Below are 21,171 nucleotides of genomic sequence, written 5' to 3' on the forward strand. Positions count from 1 at the left end.
CGGGACTAGCGTTCCTACAGGAACTCTTCGCCACCGCCACCACCAAGCATGATTTCACCAGAGTCAGAAAGTCGACGGGCAACAGAAAGGATCTCTTTCTGCGCTGTTTCCACTTCACTAATACGCACAGGACCGAGCGCTTCCAAATCATCATTAAGCATTTCAGCAGCACGCTTAGACATGTTGCGCATAATTTTGTCTTTGAGCTCTTCGTCAGCACCTTTAATGGCTTTAAGCAGCGCGTCTTGCTGTACTTCGCGCAGTATGGCCTGAATACCCTTGTCGTCTACATCGACTAAATTGTCGAATACAAACATCAGGTCTTGAATTTGCTGGCTCATCTCTTCGTCTTGCTCGCGAATAGCATCCATCAACTGACCTTCTATCGCGGTATCTAGGTAGTTCATAATGTTCGCTGCAGACTTCAAGCCGCCCATTTTGGCTGCTTGTGTACCCGCTTGACCTGCAAACTGTTTCTCCATGATTTCGTTCAGCTCTTGTAGTGCAGCCGGCTGAACTTCCTCTAGATTTGCTATACGCATTAGCAAGTCGAGTCGCACTTTTTCAGGGAACTGCGCCAATATTTCAGCACTTTGTTCAGGCTCTAAATAAGACAATACGATAGTTTGAATCTGCGGGTGCTCATTGCGAATAATGCTGGCTACTTGCTTAGAATCCATCCACTTCAATGAGTCTAGGCCTTTTGCACCGCTTCCCATCAGGATTTGATCAATTAGGTTTGCCGCCTTATCTTCACCTAACGCGGCTGTTAGCGCACGTTTAACAAAGTCTTGGCTTTGGAAGCCAATGGTACTGTAATTCTGAATTTCTTCGATAAAGTGCTTATGAACCGCCGTAATTTTGGTTTGCGTCATATCGTCCACTTTTGCCATTTCAGTACCGAGCTTTTGTACTTGCTTGGGCTCTAAGTGTTTCAATATCTGGGCGGCGTCTTCTTCAGAAAGACTCAGCAGCAAGATGGCCGCTTTTTCTACGCCTTCTAATTTACTGACGTCGTATGACGGCTCGTCAACATTGGCAAGTTCTTCAGCCATAATCTTATCTCACTACTCGTCTTGCATTAACCAGCCCTTCACGACTTGGGCTGATAACTCAGGTTCATTGGCCACAAGGGCACGTACAGCTTTAAGTACATCTTCATCTTTGTGCAGGTCAGGCAGCATGAGTGAACCATCTGGCGCAAAACCTACCTGTCCTTCGTCAAAGTCAGACGTTAACATGCTAATGGTGTCGTCGCCTAAATCTAAGCCCTCGTCTGCATCAAATTCATCGGCGTCGTTCGACTCATCAGGATTAATAAGACGACGTAGCATAGGACGAATCACGAAGATGATAAGCACTATTATAACCAAGCCACCAACAACTAGCTTAAGAATTGGTAGAAATCCGGGCTGCTCCCAAATAGGCGCGTCTTCAATTTCCCCTGCGTCCATCCGAGTAAAGGGCACGCTTACAACTTCTAACGAATCACCACGGGTAACGTCAAAGCCAATGCCGCCCTGTAAAAGCCTACGTATGTTGAGAATCTCTTCTTGTTTACGCGGTGTTGGCGTCATCGCACCGTCTTCACCCGCAACTTGGGTATAGTCCACCGCCACAGATACACTTAATCTGCGAATAACCCCTGTCTGTTTCTTGGTATGACTGATAGTGGTATCAAGTTCGTAGTTGCGTGTTGATTCTTTCGCTGTGCGCCCCGGCATAGTTTGTTGACTGCCGCCCACAGCATTTTCTGGAATATTAGAATCTAACGGAGGCTGATTAGACAGTGCACCAGGAATACCGCCAACACCTCCACCTACGCTGTTTTCTTCCATTATCATTTCACTGCGAACCGCAGGTAAATCAGGGTTGTAGCTACGCTGTGTTTGTTCCATAGCTGTAAAGTCCATGGTAACGTCAGCTTGTGCTGTGTAGTTACCTATGCCCAATACTGGAATCAGTATCGCGTCAATTTTTTCTAAGTACTCTTGCTCACGCTGGCGCTCAATCTCGTATTCTTTTCTGGCACGAGCACTCATAGAATCTTGAGAGCCTGAGTTAAGCAGACGACCATTGCTGTCTGTTACGGTTACCTTAGACGGCTCCATGTTTTGCACTGCAGACGCCACAATATCGACAACAGCATCAACCTCTTCACCTGCAATAACGGCACCGCGCTTAGCCGTTAGCACAACGGTTGCCGACGCTTTCTTCTCTCTTCGCGCAAATACGTTCTCTTTAGGCATAGCTAACAAGACACGGGCTTTTTGAATGCTTGCGATATCTTCGATAGTGGCCGCGATTTGTTGCTCGCGGGCGTGTTTTAGACGTTCCATCTCAACACGCTGGCTCACGCCAAACCCCATATCCTGCATAATGATATCGGTACCGGCATCAGAGACCTTAGTTAACCCTTGGCGGGTCATGCCTAAACGAATATTTTGGAATTCGTCACTTCTTACGTAAACAATATTGCCTTCAAGCTTATAGTCGATTTGGTTCGCATCCATATAATCGAGGGTTTCAATAAGCTCTTGGGTTTCCATTTTCGCAAGTGGACGGTAATCAGGTTCTTGCGACCAGATAAGAATAAAAATAGCGATGGCGACGCAGATTACCAAAACAACCACAAGGGCCATTTGGCGCATCATATCTGCGCTACCTAAAGTGTCCATAAAACCAGATTTGTTTTCTGGCTCATTGTCCACTGCTTGATTCTGATCAGGAACCGTAAGGTTTGTACCTGTAGCTTCAGCCATAACCTACTCCACCTACACCGGCATATTCATTATTGTTTTATAGGCTTCAAGTACTTTGTTACGTACTTGAACAGTGGCTTCAAAAGCAATGCCCGCCTTTTCTTTCGTCAGCATAACTTGAGCTAGGCTTAAGTTAGGGTCGCCCATTTCAAAACGCTGCTGCGCGTCTTTTGATTCGAGCTGCATGCCGTTTACACCATCTACCGCATTCTTTAGCATGGTCGAGAAATCACTTGCCGAGCTATTAACTTCACTAAGCGGCTGCTGTTGAGGCTCATTAACTTGAAGACGAGTTTGCCCAATCATGTTCTGCATTTCTTGATACAAACTATTGGCTTTAACGTCCATAACCACTCCTAGTGCTTTTTCGAGACCGCCTGAACATCGGCGTATAACTTATGTATAGAGGGGATTTAGCAAAGGGCTTGCCAACTTTAAAAAGCTATACATATCAAGAAGATAAATCAAAAATAAGAGGGTTAGCCAAATTTATGGCGTTTGACTTAGTGTGAGCAACAAAAAACCGCCGCCTTCTTTACTACAGAGGCGACGGATAAGGACGAGGAAACCGAAAGTGTAGAAATAGACCTTATGCGGGCACTTCAATACCGTCTTCGCGCATGCGCGCTAATTTGTAACGAAGGGTTCTTGGACTAATGCCGAGCTTTTCTGCCACATCTTTACGCTTGCCGTTACACGACACCAATGTATCGAGGATAATTTGATGTTCTTGGTAGCGCAGCTCAGACCCTAGCCTATTTTCTTCAACATGCTCTTGCAGTGTTTCAACAGGTGCAGTCATGTCTTCGTCAATCATTAAATCGCTGGCGTCGATTTCATTGTGTTCACATAAAATAAGCGCCCTTTGAACCACGTTTTCTAGTTCGCGAACGTTCCCTGGCCAGCTGTATTGTGACAGCTTATTGCGTGCTGCTGCGCTTAACCTGATAGTACCCAGCCCTTGAGAACTAGCGTGACGCTGAACCAGATGTTCGGCGAGAGGGACAATATCACCCGGACGTTCCGAAAGCGGGCGCCACTCGATAGGGAATACATTTAAGCGATAGTACAAATCTTCTCTGAACTCTCCCGCATCCATTGCTTTTCTCAAATCTCGGTTACTTGTAGCAATAACGCGGACGTTGAGCTTAACGGTTTTACGTCCGCCAAGACGCTCTACTTCGCGTTCTTGTAACACGCGTAGCAGTTTAGCTTGAAGCGCCAAATCCATCTCGGTTATTTCATCAAGTAACAGCGTACCGTCTTGGGCTTGTTCAAATTTACCCGGGCAAGCTTGGATTGCGCCGGTGAACGCACCTTTTTCGTAACCAAACAAGGTCGCTTCTAGCATGTTCTCTGGTATGGCTGCACAGTTGATGGCGACAAATGGCGCATCACTTCGCGGCGACTGATCGTGAATATAGCGAGACAGCACTTCTTTACCCGAACCGCTTGGTCCCATTACCATCACAGTGGCGTCGGACTTCGCGACTTTGCGAGAAAGCTCAAGTAACTTCAAGCTTGAAGGGTCAGCAACAATAGGCGTGCGAGACTCTATTTTTTGAGCCGGCGCGTAGCGTCCCACTAAATTAAGCAGTACTTCTGGGGCAAACGGTTTTGATAGATAGTCTGTAGCGCCATCGCGCATTGCCTGCACGGCATCATCAATAGTGGCATAGGCTGTCATCAATAGCACCGGCATATTGGGGTACTTAGTTTTGATACTTTTAAGTAGCGTTAAACCGCTCATTTCGCCCATTTGAATATCGCTTACCACTAAATCGACGGAGCGTGAAGACAGCACCATTAACGCTTCTTCAGCACAGTCAGCGGCAACAACCTCATAGTTACCTAATAAGAGGGTGTCTAGGAGTGCTTCGCGTAATCCTGCGTCATCTTCAACAATTAAAATGGTAGTTTTAGACATTATTCTCTCCTATGACCTACGCAACATGAGTCAATGTTTGTGAAGATTGAGCATTCACCACACACGGCAAAGACACACTAAAGCACGCCCCACCTTCTGGCATATTTGATACGCTAAGCAAACCGTTGTGGGCGTTTACGACGGATTTAACAACCGCAAGGCCAAGGCCCGTGCCATGAGTTTTAGTTGTGAAAAACGGTTCAAAAATTTTGTTTTTGAGTTTATCCGGTACGCCAGGACCTTTATCTATAATGGCCACATGCAAACGTTCACCAGACACTGCAGTTTCTACGTGCACGCACTCCCCTTTCGGAGTAACTTGGCTCGCGTTGTGAACAAGGTTTAATAACGCGCCCTGAAGCGCTGTAAGATTGCCGGTGATAGATACGTTTTTATCGAAGCCGCTAAAAGTTAGCGTTTGCTGTGCTTGAGCCGTCATGGTTTGGGCACTGCCTTCAATTGAAGTAAACAACTCTCCCAAGCTAATTTGGCTGACCACTTGTTCTTCCCCTGACTTAGCGAACAGCAGCATGTCGTTAACCTGACTCTCTAGCTCTTTAAGCCTGTCAGTTAGCTTGTTTGCAAATTGAGTTTGTGCTTCTTGTCCCAAGCCTTTGCGCGTTAAATTAGACGCATAGAGCATGGCCGCAGAAAGAGGCGTACGAATTTGGTGAGCCAAAGATGCTACCATTTTTCCCAAAGAAGACAGGCGCTGCATATGACTCACGCGTGCTTGCAGCTGCCGCGTTTCGGTTAAGTCGGTAATAACAATTAATTGTCCAGGCTCATTCTCTAATGGCGTGATAGAAAGCTTCACTCGGCGACCGTCAACAAGTGAGACTTCGTGGCCGTCGTCAGCGCGAGGCTTGAATGAGCGCGTGATAATACTTCGCCACACTTCCTCTTCCAGCGGTTCACCTAACAGTGCTTTCGCTTGTTCATTGGCTTGGCGTACGATCCCTTTGCCGTCTATAACGATAACGCCCGCAGGCATTACCTGAAGTAAGTGTTCAAGTCGACTCGCCTGCAACCGCAAAGACGAAATATCGTCACTGCTTGAGGGGTCGCATTCATCATGAGATATCGCATTATCAATACTATCTAACGCATAGCTTGATGCTGAGTACTCAGTAGATTGTGGTGTGCTGTCAAAAGCCATATTACCCTCGTCAAATTGCAGACGCTGTTAAACTATGACTTAGATAAAGCAGAAGATGTGCCAATTCATCATTGGCTTATTTATCAATTAGATAGAGAAGAATTTAAAAGAAAAGCGTAACGTCAATTACCTGACATTACGCTTCTTCAGTGCGCTGAATATCATATTTCCGCATTTTCTCAACAAGCGTTGTTCTACGCATTCCGAGTTTGTCGGCAGCTCGAGCCACCACCCAATCTTGATTGTCTAACGCTTGTCGAATGAGATTTACTTCCAACTCAGAAAGGTACTCTTTGAGATTAACCCCTTCCTCAGGTAACGATGAAGAAACCATTCCGTTCAAACCCTCGTGGCTTTGCTCGTCAAGGTCTTCTTCTGGCTCTTGCGCGGCCGCTTCAGCAAAGAGTGCATTGAATGCTTCACGCTCAAGAATTTCTTCTGGATAATCAGGCTCGTAAGCCTGTACATCACCGTATTGATATTTCTCAGGTAAATCGGCGATATCAACGATTTGACCAGGATAAAGAATTGTTAAGCGTTCAACCAAGTTAGACAGCTCACGAACGTTGCCCGCCCATTCGTGCTCCATTAACGAGGCGATCGCTTGCTCGGTAAAGCGCACACCTTCCACCCCATCACCTTGGATACGACTATTTAGCTCTTGGAGTAGTAAAGGGATATCGTCTTTTCTTTGTCTAAGTGCAGGGCTATCAATTGGGAATACGTTGAGTCGGTAATACAAGTCTTCACGGAACTTGTCTTCACTGATCATTGTTTCAAGGTTGCGGTGCGTCGCAGCGATAATGCGTACGTTACACTGAAGGGGCTTGTTGCCGCCTACGCGCTCAAAGGTACGCTCTTGCAACACGCGCAATAATTTAACCTGCATCTGAAGCGGCATATCGCCGATTTCATCCAAAAACAACGTACCGCCTTCCGCTAACTCAAAACGGCCTTTACGCGCGCTGATTGCGCCAGTAAACGCCCCTTTTTCGTGACCAAATAGCTCGCTTTCTAGCAGCTCGCCAGGAATGGCACCGCAGTTTACCGGAATAAATGGCCCGTCTTTGCGTTCAGATAAGAAGTGAACATTACGTGCAACGACCTCTTTACCCGTTCCAGACTCTCCTAGAATCAAGACAGTGGCATCAGTCGGAGCAACCTGTTCAACTAATCGACGAACTATTTGTATTTGTTCGCTTTTACCAATAAGGCTTCTAAACAGTCGCGTCTTTGTTCCCGATGTACGAGACAAGCTCGGTTTGCGCCTTGAGTATTCTTGGCAACGATGGATAGCTTGGGTCAAAACGGGATAGGTTAATGGCGTTGCAATAACGCTAACGAGATTACAACCTGCTGATGCTTGGCTATTATTTTCAACCAATGCTACAAATGGTATGTGAGGAAACTTCTCAACCAGTCCACTGACTATGGCTGGCGATATGTGCTCTATAAGAACAGCATCAGCTCCACTATCTTGCAAATACCGTTCGCAATCACTAAAGCCTCGCGATTGACACGATTCTCCCATGAAGGTAACGATAGTTTCCAAGTTTTGAATAAGTTCCTGGTTGTCACTAACCAGCAAAATGTTCTTCATCAATTCCCCGAGAACGCTTTGTTATTATTTACAGTTTAGCGCATTTATAAATTGTAACGACAAAAGATCGGAGCGCAACCGCTGTTTTCGGAAATGTATCAATAAAAAAAGCAGGTTACCCTGCTTCTTTCGATTAATTTTAGCAAAATTAACGTACGTTGGTTTAACTCAACAGTGATAAAACCTGACTTTGCTGCTGATTCGCTTGCGCTTGAACGGTTAGCGCCGCCTGACCAAGCACATCGTTTGACGCCTGCTGTGACACAGCTTGAGCAAAATCAAGATCTTGAATGCGGCTACGCGCTTCAGCGGTGTTCACGTTAGCTTGAGTAAGAGAACGCGCCGCACTTTCGAAACGGTTTTGGGTAGCACCTAAATCGCCTCGCGCGTTACCGAGCGTTTCAATTGCAGCATCAGTTGCACCTAGCGCATCTTCAATGCTGGTTCCCGACGTAATATCGATAGCCAGTACATCGTTTAATTGAGCAGCAACATCCTGTGTGTTGACGCTTATTGATTGGCCCGCACTTGAACCTGATTGGAATTCAAGTGAGCCATTTTCAGATAATAACGGCTTGCCAGCAAAATTCGTCTGCTCAATGGTTTGGGAGATATTCTCTTGTAGCTGTGTTATTTCAGATTGGATAGCACGGCGATCGCCACTGCTCAAAACACCATTACCAGATTGTAAGGTAAGTTCGCGAATGCGGTTTACATCGTCATTGATGCTGCCTAAACCACCCTCTGCAACCTGCGCCACCGAAATTCCGTCGTAAACGTTATTAATAGCCTGGCGGTTGCCTTCTACTTCTGAAGTTAACCGATCGATGATTTGCTGGGCCGCTGCGCCGTCAGTTGCATCGTTAATTTTCTTACCACTGGCAAGCTTTTCCATCAAGGATTCTTGCTTCTCTTGCACTTGGCTGAGAAGTGAGTTACCTGAATCGGAACCTATTTTAATCATGAGGCTACCCTATTAAACTTTCACTTAATATAGTGTAGTAAATAGACAGAAGAATAACGAGTGACTGTTTTTTTAAAGAGTATGAAAATGAATACCCAACGGCTCAACGGTATCGTTACTGTTGAGTATTTCACTTTTTATTTAAGGAAGACTCGTTAAAAACTAATGGTTTATGGCATTGTTGCCGACACATGATATATTTAAACGATAATCATAAAAATCGTGGGCGATCTATGTTTGACGGCAAGTCTATATTGATAACAGGATCTTAATTCCTCTCTAATAGGCTGGTGGGTCGCTTAAACCCTACACAAAACCCGCTCAATACGAGTCGCGTTCTGTTGTCGCTATTTAAACAGTTTTCCAGTATGAGCCGAACGGATACAGAGGCAGTATTACCCATATCTTCTAAGGCTTTAATGAATTTATTCTCGCAACCTTTGAAACGTCTTGCTATTGCATTTACGATAGCCAAACTTCCTTCAATGACATCTCTGCATCAATCAGTTCTGTACCACCTAACCAACTAGCATGAGGGCACCAACTCCCTCGTATTTAGCGGGCTCATCCACAAATAGCTCAATAACCTTAAAACCTGCACCTCTTTCTTTATCTAAACAATGCTCCTTATGAAGCTGCGAGATAAAGATTATCGATACGCCACGTTCAAACAGCAACTTAGCCAACGTCAGGCAGAGCATGATGCGGCTTGTTCTTATATACTCTGCAATATCCGCGCGGAACAGCACCGTAACAGAATTGCCCACCCTTACAACCCTCGACTCTGCATCGCGCTAAATAAAAGTTCTGCTGTTTCCCCATCTCCCTCGGTATCAATATCTTGTACGCGGTATCTTGGCATCAAATGCGCGCTAGCATGATGGAAGTAGATAAGCAAGTTTTGAAGAAAAGCGTCAGCTTTTCCCCAGTAAAATTGCCCTGCGTTATGATAGGCTTCTTGTAGGTCTGGATATCGTGTTTTCATGAGCTTTTTGTCAAACATCTCAATATCGCCTTGCGGCTTGAAGTAAAACGCACGCTGAATCGGGAAAGGGAAACTGGTAGCTGCAAAGTAAGAGTCTTTCTTTGCACTTTTTAGCTCTGCAGAAACGCTAACCAAACCATTAGATGTAACAAAAGGGGCAGTGGCGTACCATAACCTTATCAAGTTGCGCAGAGTTTAAAGCGGCTTCAATAGACTAGGCAATGATAGGCTTATTGCAAAAAAAGCGAAGTTTTTTTCGCAAAATACGAATGCTTCCGCCTCACGCTAGAATTATTGCTACATTCATATATATCACTGCTGTTAGCGTATTCTGATTTAGTAATTTTTGACGCTAATGGCGTGATGACTAATCAATTTAATCACGCTAAGACGGTGCCTTTTTACCGAAAATGAGTTTTGTCTCACAAAGTGATGCTTCTAACGGTCTTGGACATAACCAAAATCTATCTCCACCTTCATTCGTCATTTCTTTATCGGCCAGAGGTTCAGAAGCTAAAGCAAACATATTATAGGTTTCAAATGATGTCATACCGCAGGAAAGTGTAGGGAAGTAACTCTCAAAGAAGCTCCCCCAATCTTTCTGCTCAAGTTTAGGGAACACTATTTTCAATTTATCGCTCGATGTTAGCGCAAGCGTAGCGATAAACACGGCTTTTTCTAGAGTTTTATCATCAACGCTTTCAAATGGGCTAAATATAAGGATGTCGCTTTCAGCTGGTTTGGGCCGCTCGTGTAAGGTCAATAGAAGTTCAGGGGAATTTACAATATATGCCATTCGGCTGATATTAGACTTTCGCTCTTCCAATCCTGAAACACTCGAGATAAGTTCAATCTGATAGTGGCATTGGGTATTTTCAGTGTTTTGGTTAATTTCTAGTTCTTTAAGTACGTCGCTCACAGATTCACTAACGAAGGCTACGCTTTCTCTTTTGATAAACTCTTGAAGGGCGATCTCTTGCCTTTCTCTTGTAAAACTTGAAACTGTATCAAAGGCGTTTGGATACATCGAAATACTCGTTAACGCATCGTCGAGAAAGTTATGCCAACACTCTCTTATTGCCTCAAACTTTTCCATCACAAGTTTGTCGTTCTTGAAATGCGTTAATTTACTAAAAATACTGTTTATATAGTTCGATGTGCCATTGAAGTAAAAAAACAAAATAGAGCATTTACGCAAATACGCTTCGACCAAAAATTGCCTCTGGTCGAACACCAGCTTATCGATATCTTCGCGCCCGCTAAACTCTCTCTCAGATAACGCTTTAAAATTGGTGATGTCTTCGATTAGCGCTTCGTGGTTAAAACGTTGAGCAAATCTCTGTTGGAATTCATCGGCTGGAATAGGAACATGAGCCTGAGTTTGAATCCAGTTCATAGCTGCCTGTTTGTCTTTTACTGAATTAGTAATTATTAACGCATCTTGCTCTAGTGGAGGACTACCGGCAATTTTAGCGCCGTCGTTTAAGTTATAAACGTCGGCATCACTAAACGCTGCTAGAGTTTTCTCAATCACAGATTTAGACATATTGAATTCAAACTTGGTATTTACATAGGGTCTTAAATTTCCCGGCACGACTAACGACGTGTCTACTTGCTCTTCGTGGTTGAAGAGCTCCTTGCCGTCTTTTTTATAATAGCCCGACGATTTAGAATGATGATGTTTAACATCCACCATACCTAAGTCTACCCCAAATAAATAAACTTGTTTAAAGCCCATTTCTAATACGTAATTAACAACTAGATTAGACACGGTAGGATAAGAAAAGTGAAGGTAGGGTAAATCTAACTCAGGGAAGAGTTCTCTCATTAATACCGTTGACGACTCACCCTCTTTAAACGCGAGATATGTATTTTTATAAAGCTCTGCTGTATCAGGGTGTACACCATTACAGCTGATAAAATTGATTTGTTTTAAGTACGCCTTATCACCAATTCGCGATGCCCAATCGAAAGATGCTCGGTTCGACTCCACTTCCGCATGAAAGTCAGGAACGATCCCATTAATATACATTGCCTGAAGAGCCGTACCACACGAGATAACAATTGCGTTCTCCCTCTCCCCTTTTAAAAGAGGCATTAATTTGTCGAGAGACGGGCCATTTCCTACAACAAACACGGCGACATCACCTAGTTTTTTACCCAAGGCTGGCACTCCATCTTTGCGATAAAACCCTATATTGTTTTCTACTGCCCATTGGGTATGGGCTGTCCCAAAGCGAGAGTGTTCGAAATTTTCTCCCATAGCAACAATTAAGCGTAGGTCTTCTCTTAGCTTATCAACAGCAGGAAGAAGTACCTCGTTATCATAGCCGAGTGTTAAGTAGGTATTGGCAATGATATGTGTTCCGATAGAGTGGAATTGACTTAAAAGGTCCCGTACGAGGTTAGTTCCGTCATCACCGATGTTCAGGTAAATACGATGCCGTTTTTCCTCAACTTTGGTCAGAATTGCTGCCCAATCTATCGCATACAATGAAGCAAAGAAGTAATCACGATTAGGCTCACAAACAAAGAGCTTTTCAATGTCTCGGGATTTACTTAAGGCCTCTAGCTGATAGCCGGATCCCATTCCAAAAAGAAGCATCGATTTAACAGTTTCAGGTAACTCGCCTTCTTCCTCTTCCATCCCTGTCAAATATTCTTGGATTCTTCTAACCATTTTGTGATGCGAGTGATGAATCAGCTTTCCACCTGCGTAACCTAAAATCAAGTTATCTCGGTTGGGCTGTCTGACAAACGCATTATAAGCCAATTCAGATTCATGTTTCGGACTGTCGCCATGTAGTGGTGTACAGGTCTCTATGTGAAAGAGGTTTACCTCTCCTCGTTGATTCGCTTGAGGCTCCCATTTGAGCGGAGCATAATCTTTAAATTCGTGTGCTACGTCTGGGTAGTACTTAGCAAACGCCGCTATATTTTTATCAAATGTGTCGCGGCTGAGGTTGCTTTTATCCCAATTACTTCTCGTAACTATAGGACTCCATGGCACTAAATAATCGTCGAACGGCTGTGAAGAAGGGAAGGAAAATAAACGTTGTTGTACGTTATCGATGGTTAGCTCTGACAGGCTCCTTATTACTGAGTCAAAGCTCACACTATGATAATGCTGATAGAAATAAACAGTTGTAAAAGGGCTAGCTTGCTTTAATTCACTTAAGTCTTCTAAGATCGAACTTCCGTCACGCTGGCTTTGAAAGTAAATCGCCGTCCCTTTTTCAGCGGCAACCTTAAAAATTTCCGGCCACACACCTGTGTACAAAGAGCAATGTGTGTATTCAAAATTTGGCTCGTAAAGAACAATCCTTTTGAAATTGGCTTCTTTCACTAGCTTTAAAAGGTGAATACCTAACCCCAACCCCAGCAATACCAATACGTCAGCGTTATCATCCAGAGGATAGGCTTGCCGCGAAAAGCCGTTTTCATCTAAAACCAACGGAGAACGTAAAAAAGCATCAACATGTTTGTGAACATTTGCGGTTACTTTATCGCCATAAAGTACCTTACCACTATTAAAGTCGACGATATCAAGCTCTTTATCTTTATTGACGAACACAGATGTAGACGTGCTTCGCGATTGCATTAACTGAGCACAGATAACAGGCATCACACGTTTGAAGGCTATCAGGCTTTTTTCTTTGTTCTTTTTAATCGCATATGCAGATTCAACTTCTAGTGATGACTGTTGCTCTTCATCATCTAAAAGGTAAAATTTAATGGCTTTAAGCATTATTTTTTATATCTCTTTACCGCTTTTTGCGCTCTCGAAAAGCCAACTATCTCCTCTTTTGCTGCTAACTTCAACTCAAGTGCTAAAGCTTCCAGTTCTCGGTTAATAGTTAACTCCTTTTCAGCGAAAGCTGAGCGGGCATCGTCCGAGAGTCTGCGCAACTCTCGAAGCACTAAAGAATGTCGAAGGCTAATAAGGTGATAGAATTGTTCTGTGGAGAGCGCGGCAGACTCTGACGCCACGCAACCGACAATTGCTGCGTTAACTTTACCTATAAAAAGTGGTGTTAAAGAATGATCTAATTTATCAACGTTCAAATGGCTTGCTTACTTTCTCGTTGAGCCCGAAATGCCTCATCTTTCGCTTCTTGAGGAATTTGTACCCACGCATCTCTAATCGGTGCTAAAAGAGAAGACACTTCGTCCAACAATGCTACGTCATTATTTACGTGAGCTTCATTTAGCTTTTCAATCATAAATTCATAAAGCGCAAACATGTTTTCAGCAACTTCGCCGCCCACTTTTACATCTAACGTATCGCGCAAGTGAATAATGATAGCCGTTGCTTTAGAAATGAAAGTCGCCTTTTCTTGCAACTCTTTTCGTTCCATTGCACCTTTCGCATATGCAATCCTGTCTAACGCGCCTTGAAGCAGCATCAAGGTCAACTTGTGAGGATCTGCATTGGCAACATCTTGCTTTAAATTACCTTTTTTGTAGGCATTAATACCTTTAAGAGACATACTTTCTCCGAAACTCTTACGTTATAGTGCGGCTAATAATGCCGAGCTTGTCTGATTCAATTGTGCCACGGTCTGATCTAAGTTTAGGTATTTGTCTCGCAAAACTTGCTCATAGCTAAACATACGAAGTTCCAAGGTTTCCCTATCAGCATAGACATCTTCTCTATTCTCTTTCGCTGTTTTTTCACGCAGTGAGATAAGGCCCCCAGATGACGTGAATTCATCAACAAAATCGTAGAGACGAACTGCTATACCTTCGTTTTCATCAGTAAACAATGTGGCGATATCGTCGAAATTATCTTCCAACGCATCTTTTAGTCTGTCTTCACCAGACCCGATCCCGAAGTCTGAAGAACTAATTTCGAGCTTTCCATCTTTATCTAGTTCTATGCCAAGTCTGAATAACCCACCAAGCTGTGAAGTAGACACGTTATCGCCAATGATAGATGATAGTCCAGACTGGATTCCTCTTAGCAATGAGTCTCCAGCAAGCGCACCATCTTCTTCTAGCTCAGATTCACCGTAACGTGTCAATGTACCTATCTCGTCGATTATTGCATTGTAATTATCAACGAAATCTCTAATTTTTTGTTCTAGCCCTTCTTTGTCGAAACCAATTTTCAATGTTGTTGACAAAAAATTGCCTGCATTATCTTTGGGTGAAATTTCGTTTACGTCAAAGGTGACGTTTTGAATCGTATTTTCAAACTTGTTCGATTCGCTTTGAACTTCAATACCATCCACGAATGCGATAGCGTTTTTCGCCGACTCAATATTAGCTGCACTGATATTACTGGTACCGCCAGCAGTTGAAAGTCTGTCTAGTTCTGCAGCGCCTGTATCATTGTTGATAACTAGATCATTACCTTCACCGGTCTCTTCAGACAAAAACACCAAGCGAGGCCCTTCGGCAGTACCTGTATCTATAATATTTGCGGTTACACCGAAATTATCGTCTGCGCTGTTGATCGCTTCTCTGAGGTCTACAAGAGATGTGCTAGAATCGACGTTGATAGTAAATGAATCGCCACCAGGAATACTAAAGGTTAACGAACCTGTTCCAGAACTTAAAACAGGGTCTGTGCTTGAAGTAAACGCTCCCGCGTCTGTCGTTATGCGACTTCCCGATGCTAGCTGTTGCACGGTAATATCATAACTTCCGCGCAAGGCTGAGCTCGATGCTTCGGCCGATAGCACGTCATCATCTTCAGAAGGGTTAACGATTGTAGGCTCTCGACCGTTTATATCAGTATCGCTACGCAAATCGTCTACCGCATCTTTAAAATCTGACAGCTTTGACTTTATCTGACCAAGAGCAGATATTTCAGCTTCGATCTGTTCTTCTTTAGCATTTAGCCTTTCCTCTTTAGGCAACCTTTCAGCGTCTAAAAGCTGCTGAACAAGATCATCAAGGGCTAAACCTGAACCCACACCTAGCGACTGAATAGTCATAACCTACCTCGTTAAACCTGACTGTTGATAAACACCCCTACGCTATTCCCTACATCCTGCTGTAGTTCTTGGATTCTTTCGGCAAGCTTTAAAAGCTCCTCGGAAGGAATCTGCCGAATAACGTCTCCAGATTGACCGTCTTTAACCGTTACTACTGACCGATTAGTATTTTCGTCGATCGAAAAAATTAAGTCCCTATTTTGAATAGTTAGAAATGATTCAACTTTTGTTACTGCCTCTTCGAGTTTAGCAGTATTCCTCTCTTCACCTTGGTTATCGGCGTCTTGAGATAAACCTTGAGACGAATTTTCCTTTTTTAATTCAGCATTCACTTGCTGAGTTAAAGGCGCCTTTGTAAGTTCATCTGTATTGATACCGCCGCTTTGCACTTCTTTAGGTGAACTTAGATTATCCCTTACCGATTGTGCAGTATTGGCAGCACTATCCGTCGATGCGCCTACTCGTCCCTTTGATGCAAAAGGCTGACCACTTTGAATATTCGGTATTTCCACGTTTCTACCCCCCTTCTGAAACGACAAAACGGGAGCCTGCCTAAGCAAGCACCCGCTACATCTCAACTAAGGCCAAATTGTATTATAGCTTATCCAAGCAACGATAGCGCAGTTTGTGGACGCTGATTAGCCTGGCTCAGAACGGAAACAGATGCTTGTTGAATAATTTGGTTACGCGTTAGTTCAGCCGTTTCCGCAGCAAAGTCCGTATCTCTGATTTGAGAGCGAGCCGCTGACAGGTTTTCGCTAATGTTACTAAGGTTACGGATAGTCGATTGGAATCTATTTTGAAGCGCACCTAAATCGGCACGAACGCCCCCAACACCAGATATTGCAGCATCAACCGCACTTAATAACGCAGCAGCACCTGACGCAGTCACAACGCTATCACCATCTATACCAAGACCAGCTGTGCTGAACCCTGTGATTGAGCCTAGGTTACCGGTTGAAAGGTTTACTGAAATCGTTTGACCTGCGTTAGCACCCACTAGGAATGACGCTGAAAAATTACCATCTAAGATGTTTACGTTTCCAAACTGAGTATCCGTTGCGGTACGAGAAATTTCAGTTCTTAGCGCTGATACTTCTTTTTGAAGCGCCAAACGGTCAGCAGAAGAGTTGATGCCGTTTTGCGATTGAATTGATAGCTGACGAATACGCTGTAGGCTCGTAGTAATCTCACTGATCGCACCTTCAGCTGTTTGTGCTAAAGAAATAGCATCGTTCGCGTTGCGTACTGCTTGGTTCAAGCCTTCAACTTGCGACGTAAGTCTGTCAGAAATTTGAAGACCTGCAGCATCATCTGCGGCACTGTTAATTCTAAAACCTGAAGACAATCTTTCGAACGACGTGTTAAGACGATCATTTACGTCAAAAAGCTGACGTTGTGCGTTGATCGAAGACACATTTGTGTTAACGAATAAACTCATTGGAATACCTCCTAGGGACTCGTCGACCAATGTGGTACGATCAAATCCTTCCAGTTCAAATTAGCTTGGTCACTACTCCGAGCTAACGCCTCTGTTAAAAGTAAAGTAAATTACCCCTCAACTATTGGTATCGGCCAACCCTTTAGGTTCTTTAGTTTTTTTTTCGTTTTTTTTATTTTTTTTCGAAGCAAAAAGGTAAGCCTCTGAATTAGTTGACAAATAAATTTATAAAAATTTAAAAAGATCACGTTTATTCGGTTGATTTATCGAGCAATGATTAAAACGAGTTAAAACGTTCAAGACGGTTTGTCTTTTTCGCAACAAAGCGGCAGTACCTACTTCTCATACGCAAGACAGAATCAGCTTATTTATTGAACAGGAAAGAATTGGAATGTAAGTGCTACTGTATGTCTCATCAATAAGACAGGCGGAAATCTTTTACTCTAAATTTAAAATTGGCATTGATGCTGCATGGTATATTTTGAGCAAATTGTCGTGCTCTGCAATTTGTTTGAAATTGGCGGGATGTTTCGGTATTACTAAAAAAAGGCCGAGACTATCTAATCTCGGCCAATTTGCTCACGTTAGGAGATTGAGCAAATTCAGTTTCTGTCGGCTGGCAGGTATTTAGTAGGATAAACTGGCCTCTCAACCAACACTTCTACACTCTCAGTCCTGTTAGTCGACGCTTTCTCAAAGGGGCGGCCTTACGGCCGCTATCCTTTTTCAGGGGATGGCCTCTCAACTCCTTCCCAAATTCAAGCGTCTTTTAATTAACCACCTAGTAGTGAAAGTGCAGCCTGTGGACGCTGGTTAGCCTGTGCCAGGATAGTAGTACTAGCTTGCTGTAAAATCTGGTTGCGGCTTAGTTCTGCCGTTTCGGTGGCAAAGTCTGCATCTTTGATTCGCGATCTTGCCGCTGATACGTTCTCTGAGATATTGCTCAGGTTTCTAATCGTAGATTGGAATCTGTTTTGAATAGCACCCAAATCTGCGCGAAGGCCACCAATTGCAGAGATTGCTGCATCTACATCATCAAGAAGAGCAGACGCACCTGCTGCAGTCAAAACGTCGGCAGATATAATTCCAAGCCCTGTAGCACTGAAGCCGTTAACCCCTGCTGCGGTTAATGCTTGAGTCGATAAGTTCACTGAAATTGTTTGTCCAGAGTTTGCGCCTACCAAAAAGCTAGCAGAGAACACACCTGAAAGAATACTAACCCCAGCAAACTCAGTTGTTGTTGCGATACGTGAAATTTCAGTTCTCAATGCAGAAACTTCTTTTTGCAGCGCCGCTCGGTCAGCTGAGCTATTAATACCGTTCTGCGATTGAATCGCCAACGTACGAATACGTTGTAGAGCAGTGGTAGTTTCAGCCATCGCACCTTCAGCAGTTTGTGCTAGTGAAATACCGTCGTTAGCATTTCGTACCGCTTGATCCAACCCTTGAATTTGCGAGGTCATACGGTCAGTAATTTGCAGTCCCGCGGCATCGTCTGCAGCACTGTTAATTCTAAAACCAGATGAAAGACGTTCAAACGCGGTGCTCAAGTTATTACCGGTAGTGAACAATTGACGTTGTGCATTCAAAGATGACACGTTGGTATTAACAAATAGACTCATGGGTCTCTCCTAACAGTTTCGAGTGTTGCGCTATTGGTTTTATTATTTGCGCGATTAGTTTAAATATTTGGCATAGCCTGTGCTTTGAATTACATGTCAGTTTAATCTGACGTTTCATTGGCACACTACCAATGGAACTTGCTAAGTAGAGAAGTTACTTCTCTTTGCTGGTCGGTGGGTTTGGTGTTCCAGAACCTCAAACCTCTCACTACCTCCTGGCTCTATTCTCGCCGGTCAGCAGCTCTAACCATTCATCAGCAAACTCCATTTTTTATCGACCTTTACTTGAATTTACTTTAGTAATTTTTTCAAATAATTTTATTCGATTTAACGCACTGTTTTTCCTAACTTTTAAACACAGTTAATTTAAAAAAACTTGTATTCAAACTGTGCTTTTTACGCTCTTAAACATAAGATTTAGAAGCGTAGAGAAAAGAAACATGGTTTATCTCCCCTTTGTAATAGTTATCGTCAAAGATCGAATTTTACTTTAGGTATTTTTTGCTAATTTTTAGAAAAACGGCGGATATAAATTAAAAATCTATATATTCCAAAGTGTTAGAGGGTAGTTTTACGTGCACGAATAGTGTAAATGAGGGGAATAACGCGTTTTAAAGGTCGGTATATTAGAAAAGCTGGTCTTCAAAAGACCAGCTTTGAACGCACGTGAACTAGAGCACTACCTCCTGACTTCACGTTAATGGCGATTAGCCTAGAAGCTGTAAAGCAGCCTGAGGACGCTGGTTAGCCTGAGATAATACAGTAGTACTTGCCTGCTGAATGATCTGGTTACGCGTCAAGTTAGCGGTTTCCGTAGCAAAATCTGTATCTTTAATCTGTGAACGTGCAGCCGACACGTTTTCAGAGATATTGCTTAGGTTACGAATAGTTGACTGGAAGCGGTTTTGCAAAGCACCCAAATCAGCTCGTAAGCTACCAATAGCAGAAATCGCGCTGTCTACGTTATCAAGAATTGACGATGCTGCGCTCGCTGTAAGAACATCACCAGTGCCAATACCAAGACCTGACGGACCAAAACCTGAAACACCCGCAGCGGTTAAAGTAGGTGTAGACAAATTAACTGAAATTGTTTGACCCGCATTAGCACCTACTAGGAACGAAGCAGAGAATGTACCTGATAGAATGCTTACACCGGCAAACTCAGTAGTTGTGGCGACACGCGAAATTTCTGTACGTAGTGCAGATACTTCTTTCTGAAGCGCTGCGCGGTCTGCAGAACTGTTGATACCGTTTTGTGATTGAATAGCTAGAGTACGAATACGTTGAAGTGCTGTTGTTGTCTCAGACAACGCGCCTTCAGCAGTTTGCGACAATGAAATCGCATCGTTAGCGTTACGAACGGCTTGGTTTAGACCTTCGATTTGTGAGGTCATACGATCGGTAATCTGAAGACCTGCAGCATCATCAGCAGCGCTGTTGATACGGAAGCCTGAAGATAAACGTTCAAATGAAGTACTCAATGAATTGCTTACATCAAAAAGCTGACGCTGGGCATTCAATGAGGATACATTGGTATTAACGAACATAGACATAAAGTCTCTCCTACACTCTCAGTCCAGCGTGCGCTGGCTGTCGGGATTTCCGACGTTTTGTTTTAGTAGTCATCAAGACCTGAGGGGTAATTGATGAACTGGCTCTCTCAGAAACTGTATCGACAACATATAAATTCTCTTTAGAAAAAATTACGATATTTGCCGATTAGCGGTAATATATTGCCGCTCGACGAGACAAGAACTTTCAGTAACCATCAGATTTTTAAAGGAGATTTCAATTGAAACAAAAACTTCAAATAGTTGAAATTAGTCGTGTATCACCACCTGCAGTTCATGCAGCCTTTACTGATTTGATGGAGAATCCCTTCGACAAAAGTAGCAGTTCACTGCTGTGCTGCTATCGCCAAGCAACAGATCATGTGAGCAGAGATGGCGCTATTGTTATCCTTACTTTGCATAAAGAAACGTTAGAAGTGATCAACAAAGTGTTGATTAAAGAGCTCGGTACCGATTTAAGAGATCCTAAATTGATGTACGACGGTCAAAGAGCAATAGTAACGGCCTTCGCTAAGACAATTGATGAAAATGAACAAGCACATACTAAGATGCTAAGTGTTTTCTCCACAACTGGACAATCTTGGTCTAGCAAACACTGGTTCGGCGATGATGGCTGGTGGATATGGAAGCCGCAATGGATAAACAACAAGGCATTCGGCTTTGCTTATCACCGCCCCGCTGATTACATTTCGCTTTACGAAGGCGACCCCACCCGCGCAATGCGCGTCCACAAACCAAACGTTTTCGGTCTTGCTAAAAATAACAAGGGATTCCCAAATGAAAGCGCCCTCTTGTTTGACCACGACGGTGAAGCAACAGTATTTTTAAGACGAGATGCCGATACATTTTCTGCTCAATTTGGCACATCTACGCCTCCCTATACAAAGTGGTTCTGGCATGACTTGGGAATTTATATTGGTGGGCCTTGTGCCATAGCGCTCACTAAAACAACATTCCTTGTTGCTGGTCGGCATGTGAACTGGGAAACCAGAGAGTTTTCGACACGACTTTGGCATTTCGATAAGACAAATAAAACACTAACCGAAATACTAACAATGCCCAGTAGCGGTGATACAAGTTATCCTGGCCTGATATTAGATAATGATCTACTTTACATGTCTTACTATTCAAGCCATATAGATAATCAGGCTAGAGTCTATGTAGCCAAAATTGATGGGGTTAAGTCGTTATTTTAACC

Annotated in this window: 19 protein-coding genes; 1 reads left to right on the forward strand and 18 read right to left on the reverse strand. The window is 43.6% G+C overall.

Annotated elements, in window-relative coordinates; all coding sequences use genetic code 11:
* Nucleotides 1-14: 14 nt before the first annotated feature.
* The 18 genes from fliG to AC0J2X_RS03185 all read right to left on the reverse strand — a co-directional run bounded on the left by fliG (nucleotide 15) and on the right by AC0J2X_RS03185 (nucleotide 19,955).
* Nucleotides 15-1,055: a flagellar motor switch protein FliG gene (gene fliG / locus AC0J2X_RS03100; RefSeq protein ID WP_014975903.1), complete on the reverse strand. Its 1,041-nt coding sequence runs from the start codon at nucleotides 1,053-1,055 to the stop codon at nucleotides 15-17.
* A gap of 12 nt (nucleotides 1,056-1,067) precedes the next feature.
* The gene (gene fliF / locus AC0J2X_RS03105; RefSeq protein WP_101563697.1) at nucleotides 1,068-2,762 is read right to left on the reverse strand and encodes a flagellar basal-body MS-ring/collar protein FliF; all 1,695 of its coding nucleotides are present in this window, start codon (nucleotides 2,760-2,762) and stop codon (nucleotides 1,068-1,070) included.
* 12 nt (nucleotides 2,763-2,774) lie between these two features.
* Nucleotides 2,775-3,110 (reverse strand): flagellar hook-basal body complex protein FliE, encoded by a 336-nt coding sequence (gene fliE / locus AC0J2X_RS03110; protein ID WP_014948630.1) that lies wholly within the window; start codon nucleotides 3,108-3,110, stop codon nucleotides 2,775-2,777.
* Nucleotides 3,111-3,351: 241 nt separating this feature from the next.
* Entirely contained in the window at nucleotides 3,352-4,689 is a 1,338-nt protein-coding gene (locus AC0J2X_RS03115) for a sigma-54-dependent transcriptional regulator (RefSeq protein ID WP_472995736.1), read from the reverse strand.
* 16 nt (nucleotides 4,690-4,705) lie between these two features.
* Nucleotides 4,706-5,848 carry a sensor histidine kinase gene (locus AC0J2X_RS03120; RefSeq protein WP_472995737.1) on the reverse strand — a complete coding sequence of 381 codons (1,143 nt, stop codon included), beginning with the start codon at nucleotides 5,846-5,848 and terminating at the stop codon, nucleotides 4,706-4,708.
* 136 nt (nucleotides 5,849-5,984) lie between these two features.
* On the reverse strand, nucleotides 5,985-7,448 hold the full coding sequence (locus AC0J2X_RS03125; RefSeq protein WP_014975900.1) for a sigma-54 dependent transcriptional regulator: 1,464 nt from the start codon (nucleotides 7,446-7,448) through the stop codon (nucleotides 5,985-5,987).
* Nucleotides 7,449-7,611: 163 nt separating this feature from the next.
* On the reverse strand, nucleotides 7,612-8,412 hold the full coding sequence (locus AC0J2X_RS03130; RefSeq protein ID WP_472995738.1) for a flagellin: 801 nt from the start codon (nucleotides 8,410-8,412) through the stop codon (nucleotides 7,612-7,614).
* Nucleotides 8,413-8,680: 268 nt separating this feature from the next.
* Nucleotides 8,681-8,887 carry a hypothetical protein gene (locus tag AC0J2X_RS03135; RefSeq protein WP_472995739.1) on the reverse strand — a complete coding sequence of 69 codons (207 nt, stop codon included), beginning with the start codon at nucleotides 8,885-8,887 and terminating at the stop codon, nucleotides 8,681-8,683.
* A gap of 43 nt (nucleotides 8,888-8,930) precedes the next feature.
* Nucleotides 8,931-9,179 carry a hypothetical protein gene (locus tag AC0J2X_RS03140; RefSeq protein ID WP_472995740.1) on the reverse strand — a complete coding sequence of 83 codons (249 nt, stop codon included), beginning with the start codon at nucleotides 9,177-9,179 and terminating at the stop codon, nucleotides 8,931-8,933.
* 2 nt (nucleotides 9,180-9,181) lie between these two features.
* Nucleotides 9,182-9,580 (reverse strand): glycosyltransferase family protein, encoded by a 399-nt coding sequence (locus AC0J2X_RS03145; protein ID WP_472995741.1) that lies wholly within the window; start codon nucleotides 9,578-9,580, stop codon nucleotides 9,182-9,184.
* Between the two features lie 202 nt (nucleotides 9,581-9,782).
* Nucleotides 9,783-13,145: a motility associated factor glycosyltransferase family protein gene (locus AC0J2X_RS03150; protein WP_472995742.1), complete on the reverse strand. Its 3,363-nt coding sequence runs from the start codon at nucleotides 13,143-13,145 to the stop codon at nucleotides 9,783-9,785.
* Nucleotides 13,145-13,462 carry a hypothetical protein gene (locus AC0J2X_RS03155; protein ID WP_472995743.1) on the reverse strand — a complete coding sequence of 106 codons (318 nt, stop codon included), beginning with the start codon at nucleotides 13,460-13,462 and terminating at the stop codon, nucleotides 13,145-13,147. Before AC0J2X_RS03155 ends, AC0J2X_RS03150 begins: the two co-directional genes overlap by 1 nt.
* A complete protein-coding gene (gene fliS, locus AC0J2X_RS03160) occupies nucleotides 13,459-13,887 on the reverse strand; it encodes a flagellar export chaperone FliS (RefSeq protein ID WP_156086056.1) in 429 nt (142 codons plus the stop codon). Before fliS ends, AC0J2X_RS03155 begins: the two co-directional genes overlap by 4 nt.
* Before the next feature lie 21 nt (nucleotides 13,888-13,908).
* Nucleotides 13,909-15,339 carry a flagellar filament capping protein FliD gene (fliD, locus tag AC0J2X_RS03165; protein WP_156086055.1) on the reverse strand — a complete coding sequence of 477 codons (1,431 nt, stop codon included), beginning with the start codon at nucleotides 15,337-15,339 and terminating at the stop codon, nucleotides 13,909-13,911.
* A gap of 11 nt (nucleotides 15,340-15,350) precedes the next feature.
* On the reverse strand, nucleotides 15,351-15,851 hold the full coding sequence (locus AC0J2X_RS03170; RefSeq protein WP_156086054.1) for a flagellar protein FlaG: 501 nt from the start codon (nucleotides 15,849-15,851) through the stop codon (nucleotides 15,351-15,353).
* Nucleotides 15,852-15,940: 89 nt separating this feature from the next.
* Nucleotides 15,941-16,780 carry a flagellin N-terminal helical domain-containing protein gene (locus AC0J2X_RS03175; RefSeq protein ID WP_156086053.1) on the reverse strand — a complete coding sequence of 280 codons (840 nt, stop codon included), beginning with the start codon at nucleotides 16,778-16,780 and terminating at the stop codon, nucleotides 15,941-15,943.
* 773 nt (nucleotides 16,781-17,553) lie between these two features.
* A complete protein-coding gene (locus AC0J2X_RS03180; protein ID WP_014975883.1) occupies nucleotides 17,554-18,402 on the reverse strand; it encodes a flagellin N-terminal helical domain-containing protein in 849 nt (282 codons plus the stop codon).
* 707 nt (nucleotides 18,403-19,109) lie between these two features.
* Nucleotides 19,110-19,955, reverse strand: coding sequence for a flagellin N-terminal helical domain-containing protein (locus AC0J2X_RS03185; RefSeq protein WP_156086052.1), 846 nt, complete (start codon nucleotides 19,953-19,955; stop codon nucleotides 19,110-19,112).
* Nucleotides 19,956-20,194: 239 nt separating this feature from the next.
* Here AC0J2X_RS03185 and AC0J2X_RS03190 point away from each other — a divergent pair, with 239 nt between their 5' ends.
* Nucleotides 20,195-21,169 carry a hypothetical protein gene (locus AC0J2X_RS03190; protein ID WP_101563677.1) on the forward strand — a complete coding sequence of 325 codons (975 nt, stop codon included), beginning with the start codon at nucleotides 20,195-20,197 and terminating at the stop codon, nucleotides 21,167-21,169.
* Nucleotides 21,170-21,171 lie beyond the last annotated feature (2 nt).

This window comes from Alteromonas sp. R7, assembly GCF_055755235.1.

Coding starts and splice junctions, on each gene's coding strand:
- AC0J2X_RS03180 (WP_014975883.1), bottom strand. CDS start 18,402: ATGAGTCTATTTGTTAATACCAACGTGTCATCTTTGAATGCACAACGT.
- fliE (WP_014948630.1), bottom strand. CDS start 3,110: ATGGACGTTAAAGCCAATAGTTTGTATCAAGAAATGCAGAACATGATT.
- AC0J2X_RS03175 (WP_156086053.1), bottom strand. CDS start 16,780: ATGAGTTTATTCGTTAACACAAATGTGTCTTCGATCAACGCACAACGT.
- AC0J2X_RS03120 (WP_472995737.1), bottom strand. CDS start 5,848: ATGGCTTTTGACAGCACACCACAATCTACTGAGTACTCAGCATCAAGC.
- AC0J2X_RS03130 (WP_472995738.1), bottom strand. CDS start 8,412: ATGATTAAAATAGGTTCCGATTCAGGTAACTCACTTCTCAGCCAAGTG.
- fliS (WP_156086056.1), bottom strand. CDS start 13,887: ATGTCTCTTAAAGGTATTAATGCCTACAAAAAAGGTAATTTAAAGCAA.
- AC0J2X_RS03125 (WP_014975900.1), bottom strand. CDS start 7,448: ATGAAGAACATTTTGCTGGTTAGTGACAACCAGGAACTTATTCAAAAC.
- fliF (WP_101563697.1), bottom strand. CDS start 2,762: ATGGCTGAAGCTACAGGTACAAACCTTACGGTTCCTGATCAGAATCAA.
- fliG (WP_014975903.1), bottom strand. CDS start 1,055: ATGGCTGAAGAACTTGCCAATGTTGACGAGCCGTCATACGACGTCAGT.
- fliD (WP_156086055.1), bottom strand. CDS start 15,339: ATGACTATTCAGTCGCTAGGTGTGGGTTCAGGTTTAGCCCTTGATGAT.
- AC0J2X_RS03115 (WP_472995736.1), bottom strand. CDS start 4,689: ATGTCTAAAACTACCATTTTAATTGTTGAAGATGACGCAGGATTACGC.
- AC0J2X_RS03150 (WP_472995742.1), bottom strand. CDS start 13,145: ATGCTTAAAGCCATTAAATTTTACCTTTTAGATGATGAAGAGCAACAG.
- AC0J2X_RS03185 (WP_156086052.1), bottom strand. CDS start 19,955: ATGTCTATGTTCGTTAATACCAATGTATCCTCATTGAATGCCCAGCGT.